Source organism: Paenibacillus sp. JJ-223, assembly GCF_927798175.1.
GTDB classification, from domain to species: Bacteria; Bacillota; Bacilli; order Paenibacillales; family Paenibacillaceae; genus Paenibacillus; species Paenibacillus hubeiensis.
In genome coordinates this window covers 49,599-63,393 of the sequence record NZ_CAKMMP010000014.1, presented here as the reverse complement: position 1 = coordinate 63,393, position 13,795 = coordinate 49,599, and the positions used below count along the sequence as shown (strand labels likewise).

Below are 13,795 nucleotides of genomic sequence, written 5' to 3'. Positions count from 1 at the left end.
ACTAGGGGATTCTAGTGGCGCATGCTTCGGCATGCCGTTCCTGTTTATAAGCACAACATGAAGGAGGCGGTCGGATTGAAACCGAAATCCCAGATTGTCAATCTGCCTGTATACCAACCAGGCAAACCGGTTGAAGAAGTGAAGCGTGAGCTGGGGCTCGAAAAAGTCATCAAGCTCGCTTCCAACGAAAATCCGTACGGCAGTTCACCTGCCGCGATTGAAGCGATTAAGAATGAATTTGCAAACATTAGCATTTACCCGGATGGCAGCTCGGCGGAGTTGGCGAGCACGCTCGCCAAACATCTCGGCGTTGCGAGCAACCATTTGATTTTTGGCTGCGGTTCGGACGAAATCATCGCATTGATCGCCCGGGCATTTTTCCTCCCAGGCGACGAAACGATTATGGCAGACCAGACGTTTTCCGTATACAAAAGCAATGCCGTCATCGAGGGTGCGGTAAGCATCGAAGTGCCGCTTGTGGATGGAAAGCATGATCTCGAAGCCATGCTCGCCAAAATCAATGATAAAACCAAAGTGGTCTGGGTGTGCAACCCCAACAACCCGACAGGTACGATCGTTACCGATGCGGAACTGACTTCCTTCCTGAACCGGGTGCCTGCCAATGTCATGGTCGTGCTGGATGAGGCGTACTACGAATTTGTCAAGGATGAAGCTTATCCGCAGTCCATCCCGATGCTGGAACGTTATCCGAATCTCGTCATTTTGCGTACATTTTCCAAAATTTACGGCCTCGCTTCCCTGCGCATCGGATACGGGGTGGGACGTCCTGAGGTCATTGACATGATCAACCGTGTGCGGGAGCCGTTCAATACGTCCCGTTTCGGTCAAGCCGCGGCAACAGCCGCCTTGGCTGACCAAGCTTTCGTGCAGGAGTGCTCTGCGCTCAACCAGACGGAGCGCGACTTTTTGCAAGGAGAGTTTACGCGGCTGGGTTTGCCGTATTTCCCGTCGCAAGGGAACTTTATTATGGTGAATCTCGACATGCCTGCCCAGGAAGCGTTCCAATCCCTGCTTAAACAAGGCATTATCGTTCGACCGGGCTTCCGCTTGTACCCTACTTACATTCGTGTATCTGTCGGGACGCCCGAACAGAACCGGGCTTTCGTGGCGGCGCTCGAGAATACCCTCGCGGAGAAAGCGGTAGCTCGCCCTTAGCGGGCTGCGGATAGCGAGGAACCATGACACGTAAAATTGCAATGATCGGCGTAGGACTCATCGGAGGTTCGTTGGCACTCTGCTTTAAGGGGAAGCCGGACGTGACGGTGGTGGGCTACGCCCACTTGCCGGAGCTTAAGGAGAAGTACATAGCCAGCGGCGTGGTGGATGATGCCACGCTCTCCTTGGAAGACGCGGTGAAGGATGCCGACTTTATTTTCCTGTGCGTGCCTGTAGGTTTGCTGGAATCGTATTTCAAGCAGCTTGCGGCCCTTCCGTTGAAAAAAGGGTGCATCATCACCGATGTTGGCAGCACGAAGGCTTCCATTGTGGCTTGCGCCGAGCATCTTCGTTTGAAGGACGCCTACTTCATAGGCGGACATCCGATGGCAGGGTCGGAACGTGCGGGCGTCGATGCGGCTTCTGCCGTGCTTTTCGAGAACGCCTACTATGTCCTTACCCCTTCGGCACATGTGCCCGAGGAGGCGTACGGGCGGTTGTCCGAGCTGTTGGCATACACAAGGGCGCAGATCGTCCGCGTGGAGCCGCTGCTTCATGACGACATCGTAGGGGCCATCAGCCATCTGCCGCATGTGATTGCCGTTGCGCTGGTGAATCAGGTGCGTGAGTATAATGAATCGAATCCGTTATACAAAATGCTTGCAGCAGGCGGATTCCGGGACATTACGCGCATTGCCTCCAGCGATGCCATCGTGTGGCGCGATATTCTGCTCAGCAATCGGGATGTGCTCCTTGGACTGCTCAAGGATTGGAATGGCCAGATCGCGGCGTTCACCAAAATGCTGGAGGAGCATAACGGCGAACGTATCGAGCAGGCATTCCGGGAGGCGCGCGAATTCCGCAGCGTGCTGCCAGAACGGCGAAAGGGCATGATTTCCCCGTTGTTTGATCTGTATACGGATGTACAGGATGCTCCCGGAGCGATCGGCAAAATCGCGACTGAACTCGGGAAGCATGACATTAACTTGAGCAACATGGAAATCATCGAGAACCGGGTGGACGTACCGGGTATTATGCGCCTCTCTTTCCGTCAGGAAGAGGAGATGGAGCGTGCCCGGACACTGCTGGATTCGCTTGGATATCAGGTATGGATCTAAAAGAGGGCCCGCGGGTCCTCTTTTCTTTTGTAAGTTTTAATGAAGTTTAACAAAATTTTCTCGAAGGGTTGACAAAATGAAAACGGATACATATAATAAAAGTACAGTATGGTTTCTCTCCACTCCTATCCAATAACTGTATTGCTCGGAATGAGCAATGGCCGCTTATGTAAGCGGTCTTTTTTTTGTTTTTAGAAAATAAATTTCGCAAATGTGCAACCTTTTAGCAGGTATGTTACGTCATTAAATAATGTGTGAAACAAAAACCGAGCAAATCGCGGTTATGGTCGCCAAAATGGCCGCATATAAATGTCAGGTCGGACTTCACTGGATAGCACTGGATTTGCCAGAGTGCTGCAGACCGTTGTACAATATGTACTGTTATGTAGAAACGTTGGGGAAATTACCATTACATAGGGGAAATTGACGAATGACCATGCTTCGGCATGGTTTGCATATTCCATGCGGTGAATACCGCAACTTTTTTGTGCCTGTTCGGTAATAATGAGTAGAGTCGAACGGGGAGAAGCACATGGATGGGCGAGGAGGGGTCGCACTCAAATGACGGATTCCCAGTTGATTCGTGAAATCAAGGAAGGTAACCTGGAGTTATATTCCGAGCTGATGCGCCGTTATCAGCGTAAAATACTGGCTTTTGTATATCATATGTTGAAGAGTTCCAATATGGAGCTGCTTGCAGAGGATCTGTGCTCTGAGACATTTTATAAGGCGTTTCGCAGCCTGCACTCGTTTCGCGAGGTGGATGCATCTTTCTCTACTTGGTTGTACACCATCGCGCGCAACACGGTGCTAAGCGAGCTTCGCAAACAGCGCAGCGGCAACGTGCCGCTCGAAGAGAGCGGGGTAGTTCCGGTTGCTCCTTCGGAGAATGCGCCGGAGCACGCCGTGTTGCGAAGTGAACGGGTAACGCTGGTGAGAGATGCCATAAACAATTTGCCTGAGAAGCAGCGTTCGGCCATCATACTTCGTGAGTATGATCAGTTGGACTATCAGGAAATCGCCAGCATTCTCGGACAAAGCGTCAGCTCCGTGAAATCGCTGTTGTTCAGAGCGAGATCCAGCGTGAAATCCCAATTGGAGCCGTATTTCTTCGAACCGGTGTACGAGCCATATGAAGGGATGAAAAACCGATGAATTGCGATGAAGCCCAGGAGCTGTTTGCTTATATCTGGGATTTGCCGGAAAATCATCCTCAGCGGCTAGCGTTCGATGCCCATTTAGCCGGATGCAAGGAATGTTCGCAGCAGTTCGAAGTCTGGGAAGAAGCCCGGATATTGTTGCACAGCATACCTGAGCCGGTTACGGAGCAGCAAGCGGAACGAGTCAACCGCAACGTGATGGACCGGATATATGCGGAGTCTCCATGGCTGCTGCCTGAAGAGGTGAAAGTCAACCGGTTCTCTGCCGCACTTCGAAAGCACATGTCTTTGTGGATTGCCGCGTTTATGGCCATTTTCCTGTGCAGCTTTTTGTACATGGCCATGTTTAAGCCGGATGTAACGGAAGCCGAGAAGCCAAGCGTGCTCACTACGGGCATTCTGGAAACGGCTGTAGCGGGCGGAGATTCGTCTTCATCCGTGATGTATCAGTACAGCCTGTCCGGTATGGACCGGGGCAGCATTGTCGAACCACTGGTCGTAAGCATGGGGCCTGCCTATCCTCAATATTGGATGGGGCTATCCTTGCTTGCCATTGGAATGGCGTTGTTCTCGCTTGGGCGCATGCATCGGACGACGAGCAAACGGAAGCAGCGTTCCGGTCCCGAGACGACGGCTGTCTAACGAATGGAGAAATGAGGGATGAAATGCGGATTGGGCTGATTCGTCACGGTCTTACCGATTGGAATGCCGCAGGACGCATTCAGGGACAGACGGACATTCCCCTGAATGCCGAAGGCAAAAGGCAGGCAGAACGGCTGGGGAGCCGTCTGCTTGCAGAGGAACAGCAATGGGATTTCATCATTACAAGCGGCTTGTCCCGCGCGCAGGAGACGGGTGAAATTTTGTCCGGGATGCTCCATGTGCCGATGCTTGAGCCGGATGCACGCCTGAAAGAGAGAGGGTTTGGCCAGATCGAGGGCCTTACGTCCGAAGAACGTGTTTCCCGCTGGGGTACCGACTGGGAGACGCTGGATCTGGGACAAGAGAAGGTTGCCGATATTCAGCTGCGGGCAGTTGCATTTTTGGAGGATCTCTGGTGTGCCCATCCGCACAAAAACATCCTGATCGTAACTCACGGTGCCCTGCTTGCCAATTTGTTGGCCGCTTTGTTCAAGGATCGATACTCAGAACGAATCGGCAACTTGTCTTTGACCATTCTTGAGAAAGAGAAGCACGATTGGACGCCGCTGCTGTACAATTGCACACGTCATTTGACATTGGATACCGTAAAACAACCTGACTAACCCATTCAGGTTGTTTTTTTTGTGTCTTTTTCACTTCAGCATGGGATCGGGAGGTCCATATTCTTCTGAGCAACCAAATCTGAGCATAGAATAGTAAAAAAAGAATGAAAGATTTGCCGACTGCAGGTTTAGATCATGGAAATTCCGTCAACGATGTTTACAAAACCAAACTACTACAGGCCCCGAATCAGCCGACAGTAGTCAACGGCGAGGCGATGGACCCATGAATCTAGCGGATATGCTAACGTTTGCCGATATCGGCCAGCTTAACCGAATCGCGGATTATTACAACTGCAAATGCAAGCCCAATTCCAAACATGAACTCATCCAGAGCATTCTCACTACATTGGGCAACAGGCCTTTTTTTGAAAAGCAGGTTTCCGAACTGGACTGGCCCAATCGACGTTTCTTAAACCTGCTGCTGTTTGATTCGCGCCAATATTTCGGTATGGAGGAGCTCATTGCGATTGCCCGGCAATCGCTCGAGAAACAGGAGGGCGATGCCGGCATGAGTCCCCGTGACCTGATCGTGCGGTTCAGCAAAAGCGGATGGTTGTTTAACGGAACCACCCAACAAACCAAATACCTGTATCAGGTTCCGCAGGATTTGAAGGCGAGATTTCGAGACGTGCTGGCAGCCCATTTGAAAGAGGGGATCGAAACAACGGATGAACCCGCCATGTACAGGGACGAGCATCATCTGCTTGCCGAGGACCTCAAGCTGTTTTTGCAATACGTATCGAGGCATGACATCGCATTGAATGCCGAAGGCATGATGTATCGCCGTTCCCAGATGCAAATCATGGAACATCTGCACATCCGGGAGACATTGGTGGGAAAAGCGGGATGGAGATTTGGATACGGGCGTTCATTCAAGGATTACCCGGACCGTTTTGCTTTCATTTACGACTATGCCTACCACCATCGGCTTATCCGGGAAAACAGGGATGGGCTGGAGTTGACGTCGGAAGGTGAGGACAAGCTGGTTACCGAAAACGGCAGCGAGATGGTCCAGATGTTCCGATTTTGGTTAAGACTCTATAAAGGGGCCATTCCCAATTTGGCTTCCGTGGTGTACTGGATCGGGGAATGCGCGCGAGAATGGTCAACCTCGAGCTCGCTGTTTCATCAGATCGGCCCCTTGATCCAGCCTTTTTATTACGATACGCCAGAAGCCATATTCGATCAGCGGATCACCAAAATGATGCTGCACTTGGGTATGCTGCGCATCGGGGAGCACTCCGGCTTGCGCACGATGCAAATGACGGCATGGGGTTCGCGTCTTGCCGCATCCTGTCGGGCGCTATCGGGCCATCAGGCGCCAGTTGTGTTTGACAAGTGAGGGATCACTTGCTACAATCACTCCCAAATTAAGGAGTGATATGAATGATAATTCCGTACAAAGGGTTAAGCCCGATATTACATCCCTCGGTATACTTTGCTGAAGGAGCCAAACTCATCGGGGATTTGCGAATGGGTGAGGGCTCGACCGTCTGGTTCAACGCAGTGCTGCGTGCCGATTTGGCGCCCATCATCATAGGCGAGCGCTGCAACATTCAGGATAATGCGGTCGGTCATGTGAATAAGGGGCAGCCGCTGATCATGGGGGATGACGTTTCCGTAGGGCATTCGGCCATCGTGCACGGCTGCCATATTGGAACAGGTTCACTGGTCGGCATGGGCGCCATTCTTCTCAATGGAGCCGAAATTGGCGAATACACGCTGATCGGGGCCGGTTCTGTTGTTACTGAAAATGCAAAAATTCCGCCCTATACCCTTGCTTTGGGAACGCCGGCAAAAGTTGTGCGCGAATTGACGGACGCCGATTTGGAACGGATGTCCCGAACTTCAAGTGGATACGTTTCCAAAGGAAGGGAATATAGGAGCTCTTAAAACCGTTTTGGAGGTGCATCCTATTGGATAAAATGAAAGCTACGTATGAAGTCATGTTGGGGCTGGCTGCTGAGATGGTATGGGACGAAGCGCTGCGCAAACAGCGCAGTGAAAAGCTGTATATGGAAATCGACAAGGCGTTGGCTACAGGAGACAAGGTAGCTTTCCGGAATCTGACGGATGAACTGAAGGCCATAAACTGAAGAGCTGAAAGTAAAAAAATATCTAGTGTTGTAAAGTAACCACAATCTATAAAAAGAGAATGCGCAACCGGCGCATTCTCTTTTTATATGAAATTCTAAGTGCCTGGCTTTAAGGCCTATATAGCTATATAGACTGTCTTATATAAGCATTAAGTGAACGATAGAAAACGCTATGAATATATCCAGTGTTCAGGTATAATATGGAAATAAAATGGATGGAAAGGAGTCTTCGGGAAATGAAATTCAGTGAAATGTCAAAGGATAGCTGGGCTGAACTGCAGTTATACATGGACACTTGCCTGATTCCTTACACGGCGTTGTCTGGAGGGAGTTCCCCGGCGGAGGCAACCGAAGCATTGGAACGGCTCAGAGATTTTCTGGATTTGGTTGAAATTCCTTTCAAAGGTCGAATCATGACGTATCCGGCTGTTCATTACACGTTTCCGGAAATGTCAAGGAATTTGAACTTGCTTGCTGAACAATTGAAGGCTTCCGGATTCAAATTCGTGGTGATCATGTCTGCCGACGGCGAGTTGAACCCGAAACAGATTCCCGCTGCAGATCTTGTTTTTTGCCGTTCTGAAGGTGTTCGGGAGGCTGGAGAGCAGGCGCTAAGTACATATATCGGCGAAAAAATTCGTGAGTTGTGGAGAAAGTGAATTTCTGGTGACAAATGTGACAAATTATCAACAATTTTATAATAACGCTTACAACACTACCTTAAAAATGTGTGACAAATTCTTGACGGTGTTCTAGGGCTACTATATGATTATGTATGTTCTAGTAAGTCATGGAATTTATGAAAATGAAAACGTATGCGAAACTTGGCTGAAAAAGGGGGTTGGAGACATTATGAGCAGCGAGCATGATGACCAGCACGAAGCCATGGACAAACCGCCAAGCCGAAAGGAAATGTCGCGCAGGCAGTTTTTGACCTACACGCTTGGAGGAGCCACGGCCTACATGGCCGCTGGCGCCATTCTTCCCATGGTCCGTTTTGCGGTGGATCCGATTTTGCAGCACAAGGGCGAAGGAACGTCCGTCAAAGTGGCAGAAATCAGCAAGATCACGAACGAACCTCAGGAATTTACGTTTGAATTAAAGCAGCAGGATGGCTGGTATTTGAGCAATGCCTCGTTGGTAGCCTGGATCCGTAAGGATGAGCAAGGCAAAATTTATGCGCTCTCGCCGATTTGCAAGCATCTGGGCTGCACCGTCGGATGGAACAGCGACAAAAATTATCCCGACGAGTACCATTGCCCCTGCCATGGCGCGCACTATGACAAGGAAGGAAAGAATCTGGCCGTTGCCCCGAAACCGTTGGACGAATACGTCGTCAGAGAAGAGCAGGGCTGGGTGTATCTCGGCGAGATCATTCCGAATACCCGGGTGAAATAGGAGGCGTGAAAGCGGATGTTTAAAAATGTCTATGACTGGATCGACGAACGTCTTGATATCACGCCCATATGGAGGGATGTCGCGGACCATGAAGTTCCCGAGCACGTAAACCCCGCGCATCATTTCTCGGCATTCGTGTATTGTTTCGGCGGATTGACGTTCTTTATTACCGTAATTCAGATTTTGTCAGGGATGTTTCTGACGATGTACTATGTGCCCGATATCATCAATGCCTATGCCAGCGTCGAGTATTTGCAGACAAAGGTTGCCTTTGGACAAATCGTGCGCGGGATGCATCATTGGGGAGCCAGCCTGGTTATCGTCATGATGTTTCTACATACGATGCGCGTGTTTTTTACCGGTTCGTATAAAGCGCCGCGCGAGATGAACTGGGTTGTCGGCATGTTGATCTTTTTTGTAATGCTTGGTTTGGGATTGACAGGTTATTTGTTGCCTTGGGACAACAAGGCGTATTTCGCGACCAAAGTGACGCTCGAAATCGCCAACACGGTTCCATGGCTGGGACCGATCATCAAGGAGTTCCTGCAAGGCGGTACCATCGTTGGTGCGCAGACGCTGACACGCTTTTTTGCCCTGCATGTATTCTTCCTCCCCGCAGTGCTTCTGGTGCTTCTGGTCGGACACTTCATCATGATCCGCAGACAGGGCATTTCGGGACCTTTATAAACGTAGAAGGGAGGAATTGCGATGGCTCACGGACACAAGTCCGATCAACCGGAGAAGCAGGAAAAAGTCGTTTATGTTGGCGACTCGAGGGTCCGTAAAGGCAGCGGCTTTATTACTCCGCCCGACTATACGGCGTATCCCGGCAAGTCCGAAGCGTTTATTCCTAATTTTCTGTTAAAGGAATGGATGGTTGGCGTCGTTGTACTCGTCGGCATATTGGTTCTGACCATTTCGGAACCGGCTCCGCTCGGATATCCGGCTAACCCGAGCGCATCGGTCATTCCGATGCCGGACTGGTACTTTTTGTTTCTCTATCAGTATTTGAAGTACCCGTACGCCTCAGGCGACTATGTGTTGCTTGGCGTGTTAGGCGTCAGCGGCGTTGCTTTTGGAGCTTTGTTGCTGGCACCGTTTCTCGACACGGGCAAGGAGCGTCGGTTTTATAAACGCCCTATTGCGTCCTCGCTTATGATTTTGTCGGTGATTTCGGTATTCTATCTGACCAATATCGCTTGGACTCATTACAAGCATGAACTGGAGGCAACCGGACAGAAACCGGAACATATCCAGCGTGAAGAGGAAGCCCGAGAGAAGCACGAACAGGGGCTTCCGACGTCCAATGCCCCGGGCCAACAGCAGGACATCGCGATCGTGGATAAGGACAATCCGGCAATGGAAACGTTCAAAAAGGCTGGTTGTGTGAATTGCCATGCAGCGGACTTGAAGGGATCTGGCGGACCTACGCTTCGCGGCGTAGGCGACAAGCACAGCCAGGAGGAAATCCTGACCATCATCAAGGAAGGTTACAACAGCATGCCTGCCCAGTATGAAAACGCGATAGCCCAAGGCCTGACGGATGAGGATATCAATCAGTTGACGGCATGGTTAGCCAGTCAAAAGGCGGAACAATAAACATCGGCACTCTAATGAAACCTGATCGTGGATACGGTCAGGTTTTTTTGGTAAGATCAAAAGGCGCGGCAATAGGCTGAAGCCGCAGGAAGAAAGTATAGCAAGCCGCAAGAAACATACACACGTTAACGGAGAGGCAGAACCAATCTGGAGAAGCAAAGGGATTATAGCGGACGGAAGATGGTAATGCACTCGCAGTGACCGGGAGTGATTGATTAGTGCGGTTTCTATGTTTCTATAGCGCATAAAGGAAGTTTGAATGGAAGGGGCAGCGACATTGGCTTTATCGTATTTTTGGAGTCGGGAATTTTTGACGAATCGTTATTTTCTATGGCTTCTTTTTTGGTGCAACGCAGTAGGAACGGTTTATGGATACATATGGTACGGAGACCAGCTTGAACAGACCTTGGCCGAACAGCCCTTGTGGCAAATCGTGTTTGTGCCTGACAGCCCGACGGCAAGCCTGTTTTTCACCTTGTCGCTGCTGTGGGTGCTTTACAAGCCGCAATCCAGGTTTCTAAACCGAATCGGCCATGTCATTCAAGCATTGGCGGTTGTCACTTCGGTTAAATACGGTGTATGGGCCATTTCGATTATTTTTGCAGGCTGGTCGTTTGGCGGACCGGTCTCCTGGCAGCACTGGATGCTGATTGCCTCTCACGGAGCCATGGCGGTGGAAGCATTGTTGTACGTTCGATTCTTTGGTTTTCGCTGGGGAGCGCTTCTCGTTGCAAGCGCATGGACGTTGTTGAATGATACGATGGACTATACATACGATATTTTCCCGTGGTTGCCGGGAGCGTTGATGCCATACGTGGATGGCGTTCGAAACTTCACCATTGGACTCACGCTGGCAAGCATTCTGGCCGCCTGGCTTGCGTTGAGACAGGCAAAGCGAGCTTAAGCGATCCGATTCAGATCTTACTTATGGCTTTGTTCTAAGGGCAAGTCCTCTGCCATACATTGATGGTGGGGGGATGTCCATGGAAAAAAAATTGATTGCTCAACTGCGACGATTGGCATTGTTGTTCACCGTGCTGTCGGCATGGACGTGGACAAACTTGTCATCCAGCGTGTCTGCACAGGATAGCGGGGAAGTTGGTCGAACGGATCAGGGAGTAACGGTCAATCATTCGATTCAGCAGCTGAATGAAGCCGCGGCAGCCCTTTACAGGCATGTGTTGGACAAGGATATCGAACAGGTGCAGGAGGGCATTTCGCGCATTAGCCAAAGGCTGGAGCATATTTCGTTTGACGGTCAGGCCACGGTGGAGGGAATTCATGCGTTAACCGAAACGGTGGTTGAAGTGAAGGAGGCGGCAGCCCGGGTCAGAAACGATGAGGTTTCCTTGCAGCAGGCCTCCGCCAAACTGCGGCTGGCCGCTGACAGCCTTGCGAATCCGGCCAAGCCCTTGTGGCTGCAATATTTCAAAATTATGCAAAATGACCTGCAGGCACTAACTCTCGCTGCGGAACAGCGCGTTCGTTCTGACGAGCTCGCAGGTCTATTCAATGCGTTGGAGGAACATTACGAGACCATTCGGCCTGCTGCACTCATTCGTCGTGAGCCTTCCCAGATTGAGCAGCTGGATGCATGGCTGTCCCATATCAAAGGGTTGGTCACGTCCAAACAAACTGATTGGGGACAGCTGAGAAGCATGTTTGAACATGGAAGCGAGCAAGTAAACCTACTGTTCGGCAGGGAAAAGGACGAGAGTGCTTTCGTCGCTTTCGTGGATGGACCTGATCGAAGAACGGCAGGATTGCTGATCACTTCTGTGATCGTAATCGCGCTCGGATATGCCGGATATCGAAAATACCGGGCGCAGCAGGATGGAATCGTACCATTTCAACGGTGACCGCCGAACAACCTCTGTTCACAAGAAGCCTTTCGCGGAGAAGCCTTCTTGACGGCAGAGGTTGTTTGTTGTCGTTGCGCATCGTATCCGGGCTGAATGTCAGCTTTCTTTAAAACCTTCGCCATGCACATCATGCACGTCGTTAATAATGACAAATGCACGAGGGTCGATGGAGCGTACGATCGTTTGCAAACGCCTGAATTCCTGACGCGAGATCACGCAATACGCCATATGTTTTGCTTGCTTGGAGTATGCCCCGATGGCTGGAATAAGTGTGACTCCGCGGTCCATATCACGTGTAATCTGTTCCGCGATCTCGGGCGCGTAATCGCTGATAATCATGAATGCACGCGCCGAGTAGGCCCCTTCCTGAATGAAGTCGATGACCTTTGAAGCGATGAACACAGCAACGAGCGTGTACAATATTTTTTCTTTGGGAATGTAGATCAAGGAAAGGCCGATGATAATAAAGTCGATTCCCAAGAGTACCCGGCCCATGCTCCAGCCATACCTGCGGTTTAAAATGCGGGCGATAATGTCGGAGCCCCCTGTCGTACCTCCCCAGCGAAACACAATGCCCAGACCTGCGCCCAAGGTGACGCCGGCATACAGGGCTGCAAGCAAGAGATCGTTCTCTGTATGGAGGGGCTCGATCCATCCTCCGTGAATCATCTTCTCGAATAACCATAGAAACACGGTAAGGGAGCCGATTCCGATCCCCGTGTAGATCATCTGTTTTCCGCCAAGAATTTTTAAACCCAGCAAGAACAGGGGGATATTGATAATCAAGGTCGTGAGTGACGGCGAAATGCCGAACGCGTAATTCAGAAGCACAGTGACCCCGGTGACTCCGCCTTCCATCAGCTTGTTGGGAATGATGAAATACAGGAGGCCGAATGCATATAACGCCGTGCCCAGCAAAATGGGCAATACGATTTTGAATTGCGACCAGACTTTGGCATTGCTCATAGGTTCCTCACTCCAATATGTAAATTGATTTATATTCCTTCGCGAATATGTGATTGATTAGTGCGATTTATATAGTATACCTGTTTAACGGTGGTTTCAAAAATGATTTGTGCACGCCGATGGTGGAAGTAAAACGCAATAACTGATATATTAGGAACAAATGAAAGTTGAAAAATTCAATATGATTAATTTCAAAAGGGGAATCCGTTCTCATGGAGAAAAGCATCGCAGAAATGCAGCGCGAAGTAGACCGATACATATCCCAATTCAAGGAGGGATACTTCAGTCCGCTGGCGATGCTTGCCCGCATGTCTGAAGAAGTGGGCGAGCTGGCACGGGAAGTCAATCATCAATTCGGGGAAAAGCCCAAAAAGGCTACCGAAGAGGACAATTCCATTGAGCTTGAACTCGGCGATATTTTATTCATTACGATTTGTTTTGCGAATTCTCTGGGGATCGACCTTGCGGAGGCGCACGACAAAGTCATGCATAAATTCAATACCCGGGACGCTAATCGCTGGACGCCAAAAAACACCGATTAGGCCTTGATTACATATGCTGTACCATCACCCTATAGGGGGAGGGACAGTGTGCATGATGAAACCCGAGGACTATTTGCAGCGGGCCTACCGTTGTATTTTGCAAAATGATTTTGAACAGGCGATCCGTTGGTTCGAGACAGCCATCCTTGCTTATCCGGGACATGCGGAACTGTATTACCGCTGTTCGATTACGCAGGCCCGCAGCCAGCATTTGAGCTCCGCGCTTGAATATGCCCGAAAAGCGGTGGATTTGTCCGGAGGTACGGAAGAGTATCTTCTTCATTTGCATACGCTTGAGGCCAAGCAGCGGACCAATCAAGCTAAGGCCTTGTTGGAGCAGGGGGACGGCAAATCGCCGGAGCACTGCGTACAGGCAGTCGCACTGCTGTCAGAGGCGATCCGTTTGGATTCGTTGCAATTGGAAGCGCATGTTTTGCTTGCGCTTGCGTATATCGAGCTGAACGAATTCAAACGTGCATTGAGCACGGTGCGCGAAGCGCTTGCGCTCGATCCTCAGAATGTACAGCTGCAGCAGCTGTTACAGCAGATCAAACAACGTATGAAGTCCATTCATTAGAAATCTCGCCCGTGAGCATTTCACGGTCACGAGAAG

17 protein-coding genes are annotated in these 13,795 nt (G+C 50.5%); 16 read left to right on the top strand and 1 reads right to left on the bottom strand.

Features of this window, described 5'->3' with window-relative positions:
* Positions 1-75 precede the first annotated feature (75 nt).
* The 14 genes from hisC to L6H98_RS22560 all read left to right on the top strand — a co-directional run bounded on the left by hisC (position 76) and on the right by L6H98_RS22560 (position 11,671).
* The gene (gene hisC, locus L6H98_RS22625) at positions 76-1,176 is read left to right on the top strand and encodes a histidinol-phosphate transaminase (protein WP_236419769.1); all 1,101 of its coding nucleotides are present in this window, start codon (positions 76-78) and stop codon (positions 1,174-1,176) included.
* Positions 1,177-1,199: 23 nt separating this feature from the next.
* A complete protein-coding gene (locus L6H98_RS22620) occupies positions 1,200-2,294 on the top strand; it encodes a prephenate dehydrogenase (protein ID WP_236419767.1) in 1,095 nt (364 codons plus the stop codon).
* 561 nt (positions 2,295-2,855) lie between these two features.
* Positions 2,856-3,449 carry a sigma-70 family RNA polymerase sigma factor gene (locus L6H98_RS22615; RefSeq protein ID WP_236419765.1) on the top strand — a complete coding sequence of 198 codons (594 nt, stop codon included), beginning with the start codon at positions 2,856-2,858 and terminating at the stop codon, positions 3,447-3,449.
* Positions 3,446-4,096 (top strand): hypothetical protein, encoded by a 651-nt coding sequence (locus tag L6H98_RS22610; protein ID WP_236419763.1) that lies wholly within the window; start codon positions 3,446-3,448, stop codon positions 4,094-4,096. The genes L6H98_RS22615 and L6H98_RS22610 overlap by 4 nt, the downstream gene beginning before the upstream one ends.
* Positions 4,097-4,119: 23 nt before the next feature.
* The gene (locus L6H98_RS22605; protein WP_236419761.1) at positions 4,120-4,719 is read left to right on the top strand and encodes a histidine phosphatase family protein; all 600 of its coding nucleotides are present in this window, start codon (positions 4,120-4,122) and stop codon (positions 4,717-4,719) included.
* Between the two features lie 223 nt (positions 4,720-4,942).
* The gene (locus tag L6H98_RS22600) at positions 4,943-6,061 is read left to right on the top strand and encodes a hypothetical protein (protein WP_236419759.1); all 1,119 of its coding nucleotides are present in this window, start codon (positions 4,943-4,945) and stop codon (positions 6,059-6,061) included.
* A 44-nt stretch (positions 6,062-6,105) separates the two neighbouring features.
* Positions 6,106-6,612: a gamma carbonic anhydrase family protein gene (locus L6H98_RS22595; protein WP_236419757.1), complete on the top strand. Its 507-nt coding sequence runs from the start codon at positions 6,106-6,108 to the stop codon at positions 6,610-6,612.
* 23 nt (positions 6,613-6,635) lie between these two features.
* Complete coding sequence (locus L6H98_RS22590) at positions 6,636-6,815, top strand: IDEAL domain-containing protein (RefSeq protein WP_236419755.1); 180 nt, start codon at positions 6,636-6,638, stop codon at positions 6,813-6,815.
* Between the two features lie 236 nt (positions 6,816-7,051).
* Positions 7,052-7,474, top strand: coding sequence for a DUF2487 family protein (locus tag L6H98_RS22585; protein WP_236419753.1), 423 nt, complete (start codon positions 7,052-7,054; stop codon positions 7,472-7,474).
* A 193-nt stretch (positions 7,475-7,667) separates the two neighbouring features.
* Positions 7,668-8,213 carry a ubiquinol-cytochrome c reductase iron-sulfur subunit gene (locus tag L6H98_RS22580; protein ID WP_236419751.1) on the top strand — a complete coding sequence of 182 codons (546 nt, stop codon included), beginning with the start codon at positions 7,668-7,670 and terminating at the stop codon, positions 8,211-8,213.
* A 15-nt stretch (positions 8,214-8,228) separates the two neighbouring features.
* A complete protein-coding gene (gene qcrB / locus L6H98_RS22575) occupies positions 8,229-8,900 on the top strand; it encodes a menaquinol-cytochrome c reductase cytochrome b subunit (RefSeq protein ID WP_017687726.1) in 672 nt (223 codons plus the stop codon).
* Positions 8,901-8,921: 21 nt separating this feature from the next.
* Positions 8,922-9,812, top strand: coding sequence for a menaquinol-cytochrome c reductase cytochrome b/c subunit (locus tag L6H98_RS22570; RefSeq protein WP_236419749.1), 891 nt, complete (start codon positions 8,922-8,924; stop codon positions 9,810-9,812).
* Between the two features lie 277 nt (positions 9,813-10,089).
* Positions 10,090-10,716: a DUF1405 domain-containing protein gene (locus L6H98_RS22565; RefSeq protein ID WP_236420097.1), complete on the top strand. Its 627-nt coding sequence runs from the start codon at positions 10,090-10,092 to the stop codon at positions 10,714-10,716.
* Between the two features lie 79 nt (positions 10,717-10,795).
* Positions 10,796-11,671 carry a sporulation protein YpjB gene (locus L6H98_RS22560; protein ID WP_236419747.1) on the top strand — a complete coding sequence of 292 codons (876 nt, stop codon included), beginning with the start codon at positions 10,796-10,798 and terminating at the stop codon, positions 11,669-11,671.
* A gap of 99 nt (positions 11,672-11,770) precedes the next feature.
* Here L6H98_RS22560 and L6H98_RS22555 read toward each other — a convergent pair whose 3' ends face one another.
* Complete coding sequence (locus L6H98_RS22555) at positions 11,771-12,640, bottom strand: YitT family protein (RefSeq protein WP_236419745.1); 870 nt, start codon at positions 12,638-12,640, stop codon at positions 11,771-11,773.
* A 212-nt stretch (positions 12,641-12,852) separates the two neighbouring features.
* Between L6H98_RS22555 and L6H98_RS22550 the strand changes: the two genes are divergently transcribed.
* Positions 12,853-13,182 carry a nucleotide pyrophosphohydrolase gene (locus L6H98_RS22550; protein WP_236419743.1) on the top strand — a complete coding sequence of 110 codons (330 nt, stop codon included), beginning with the start codon at positions 12,853-12,855 and terminating at the stop codon, positions 13,180-13,182.
* A 52-nt stretch (positions 13,183-13,234) separates the two neighbouring features.
* Positions 13,235-13,759 carry a tetratricopeptide repeat protein gene (locus L6H98_RS22545; protein WP_236419741.1) on the top strand — a complete coding sequence of 175 codons (525 nt, stop codon included), beginning with the start codon at positions 13,235-13,237 and terminating at the stop codon, positions 13,757-13,759.
* Positions 13,760-13,795 lie beyond the last annotated feature (36 nt).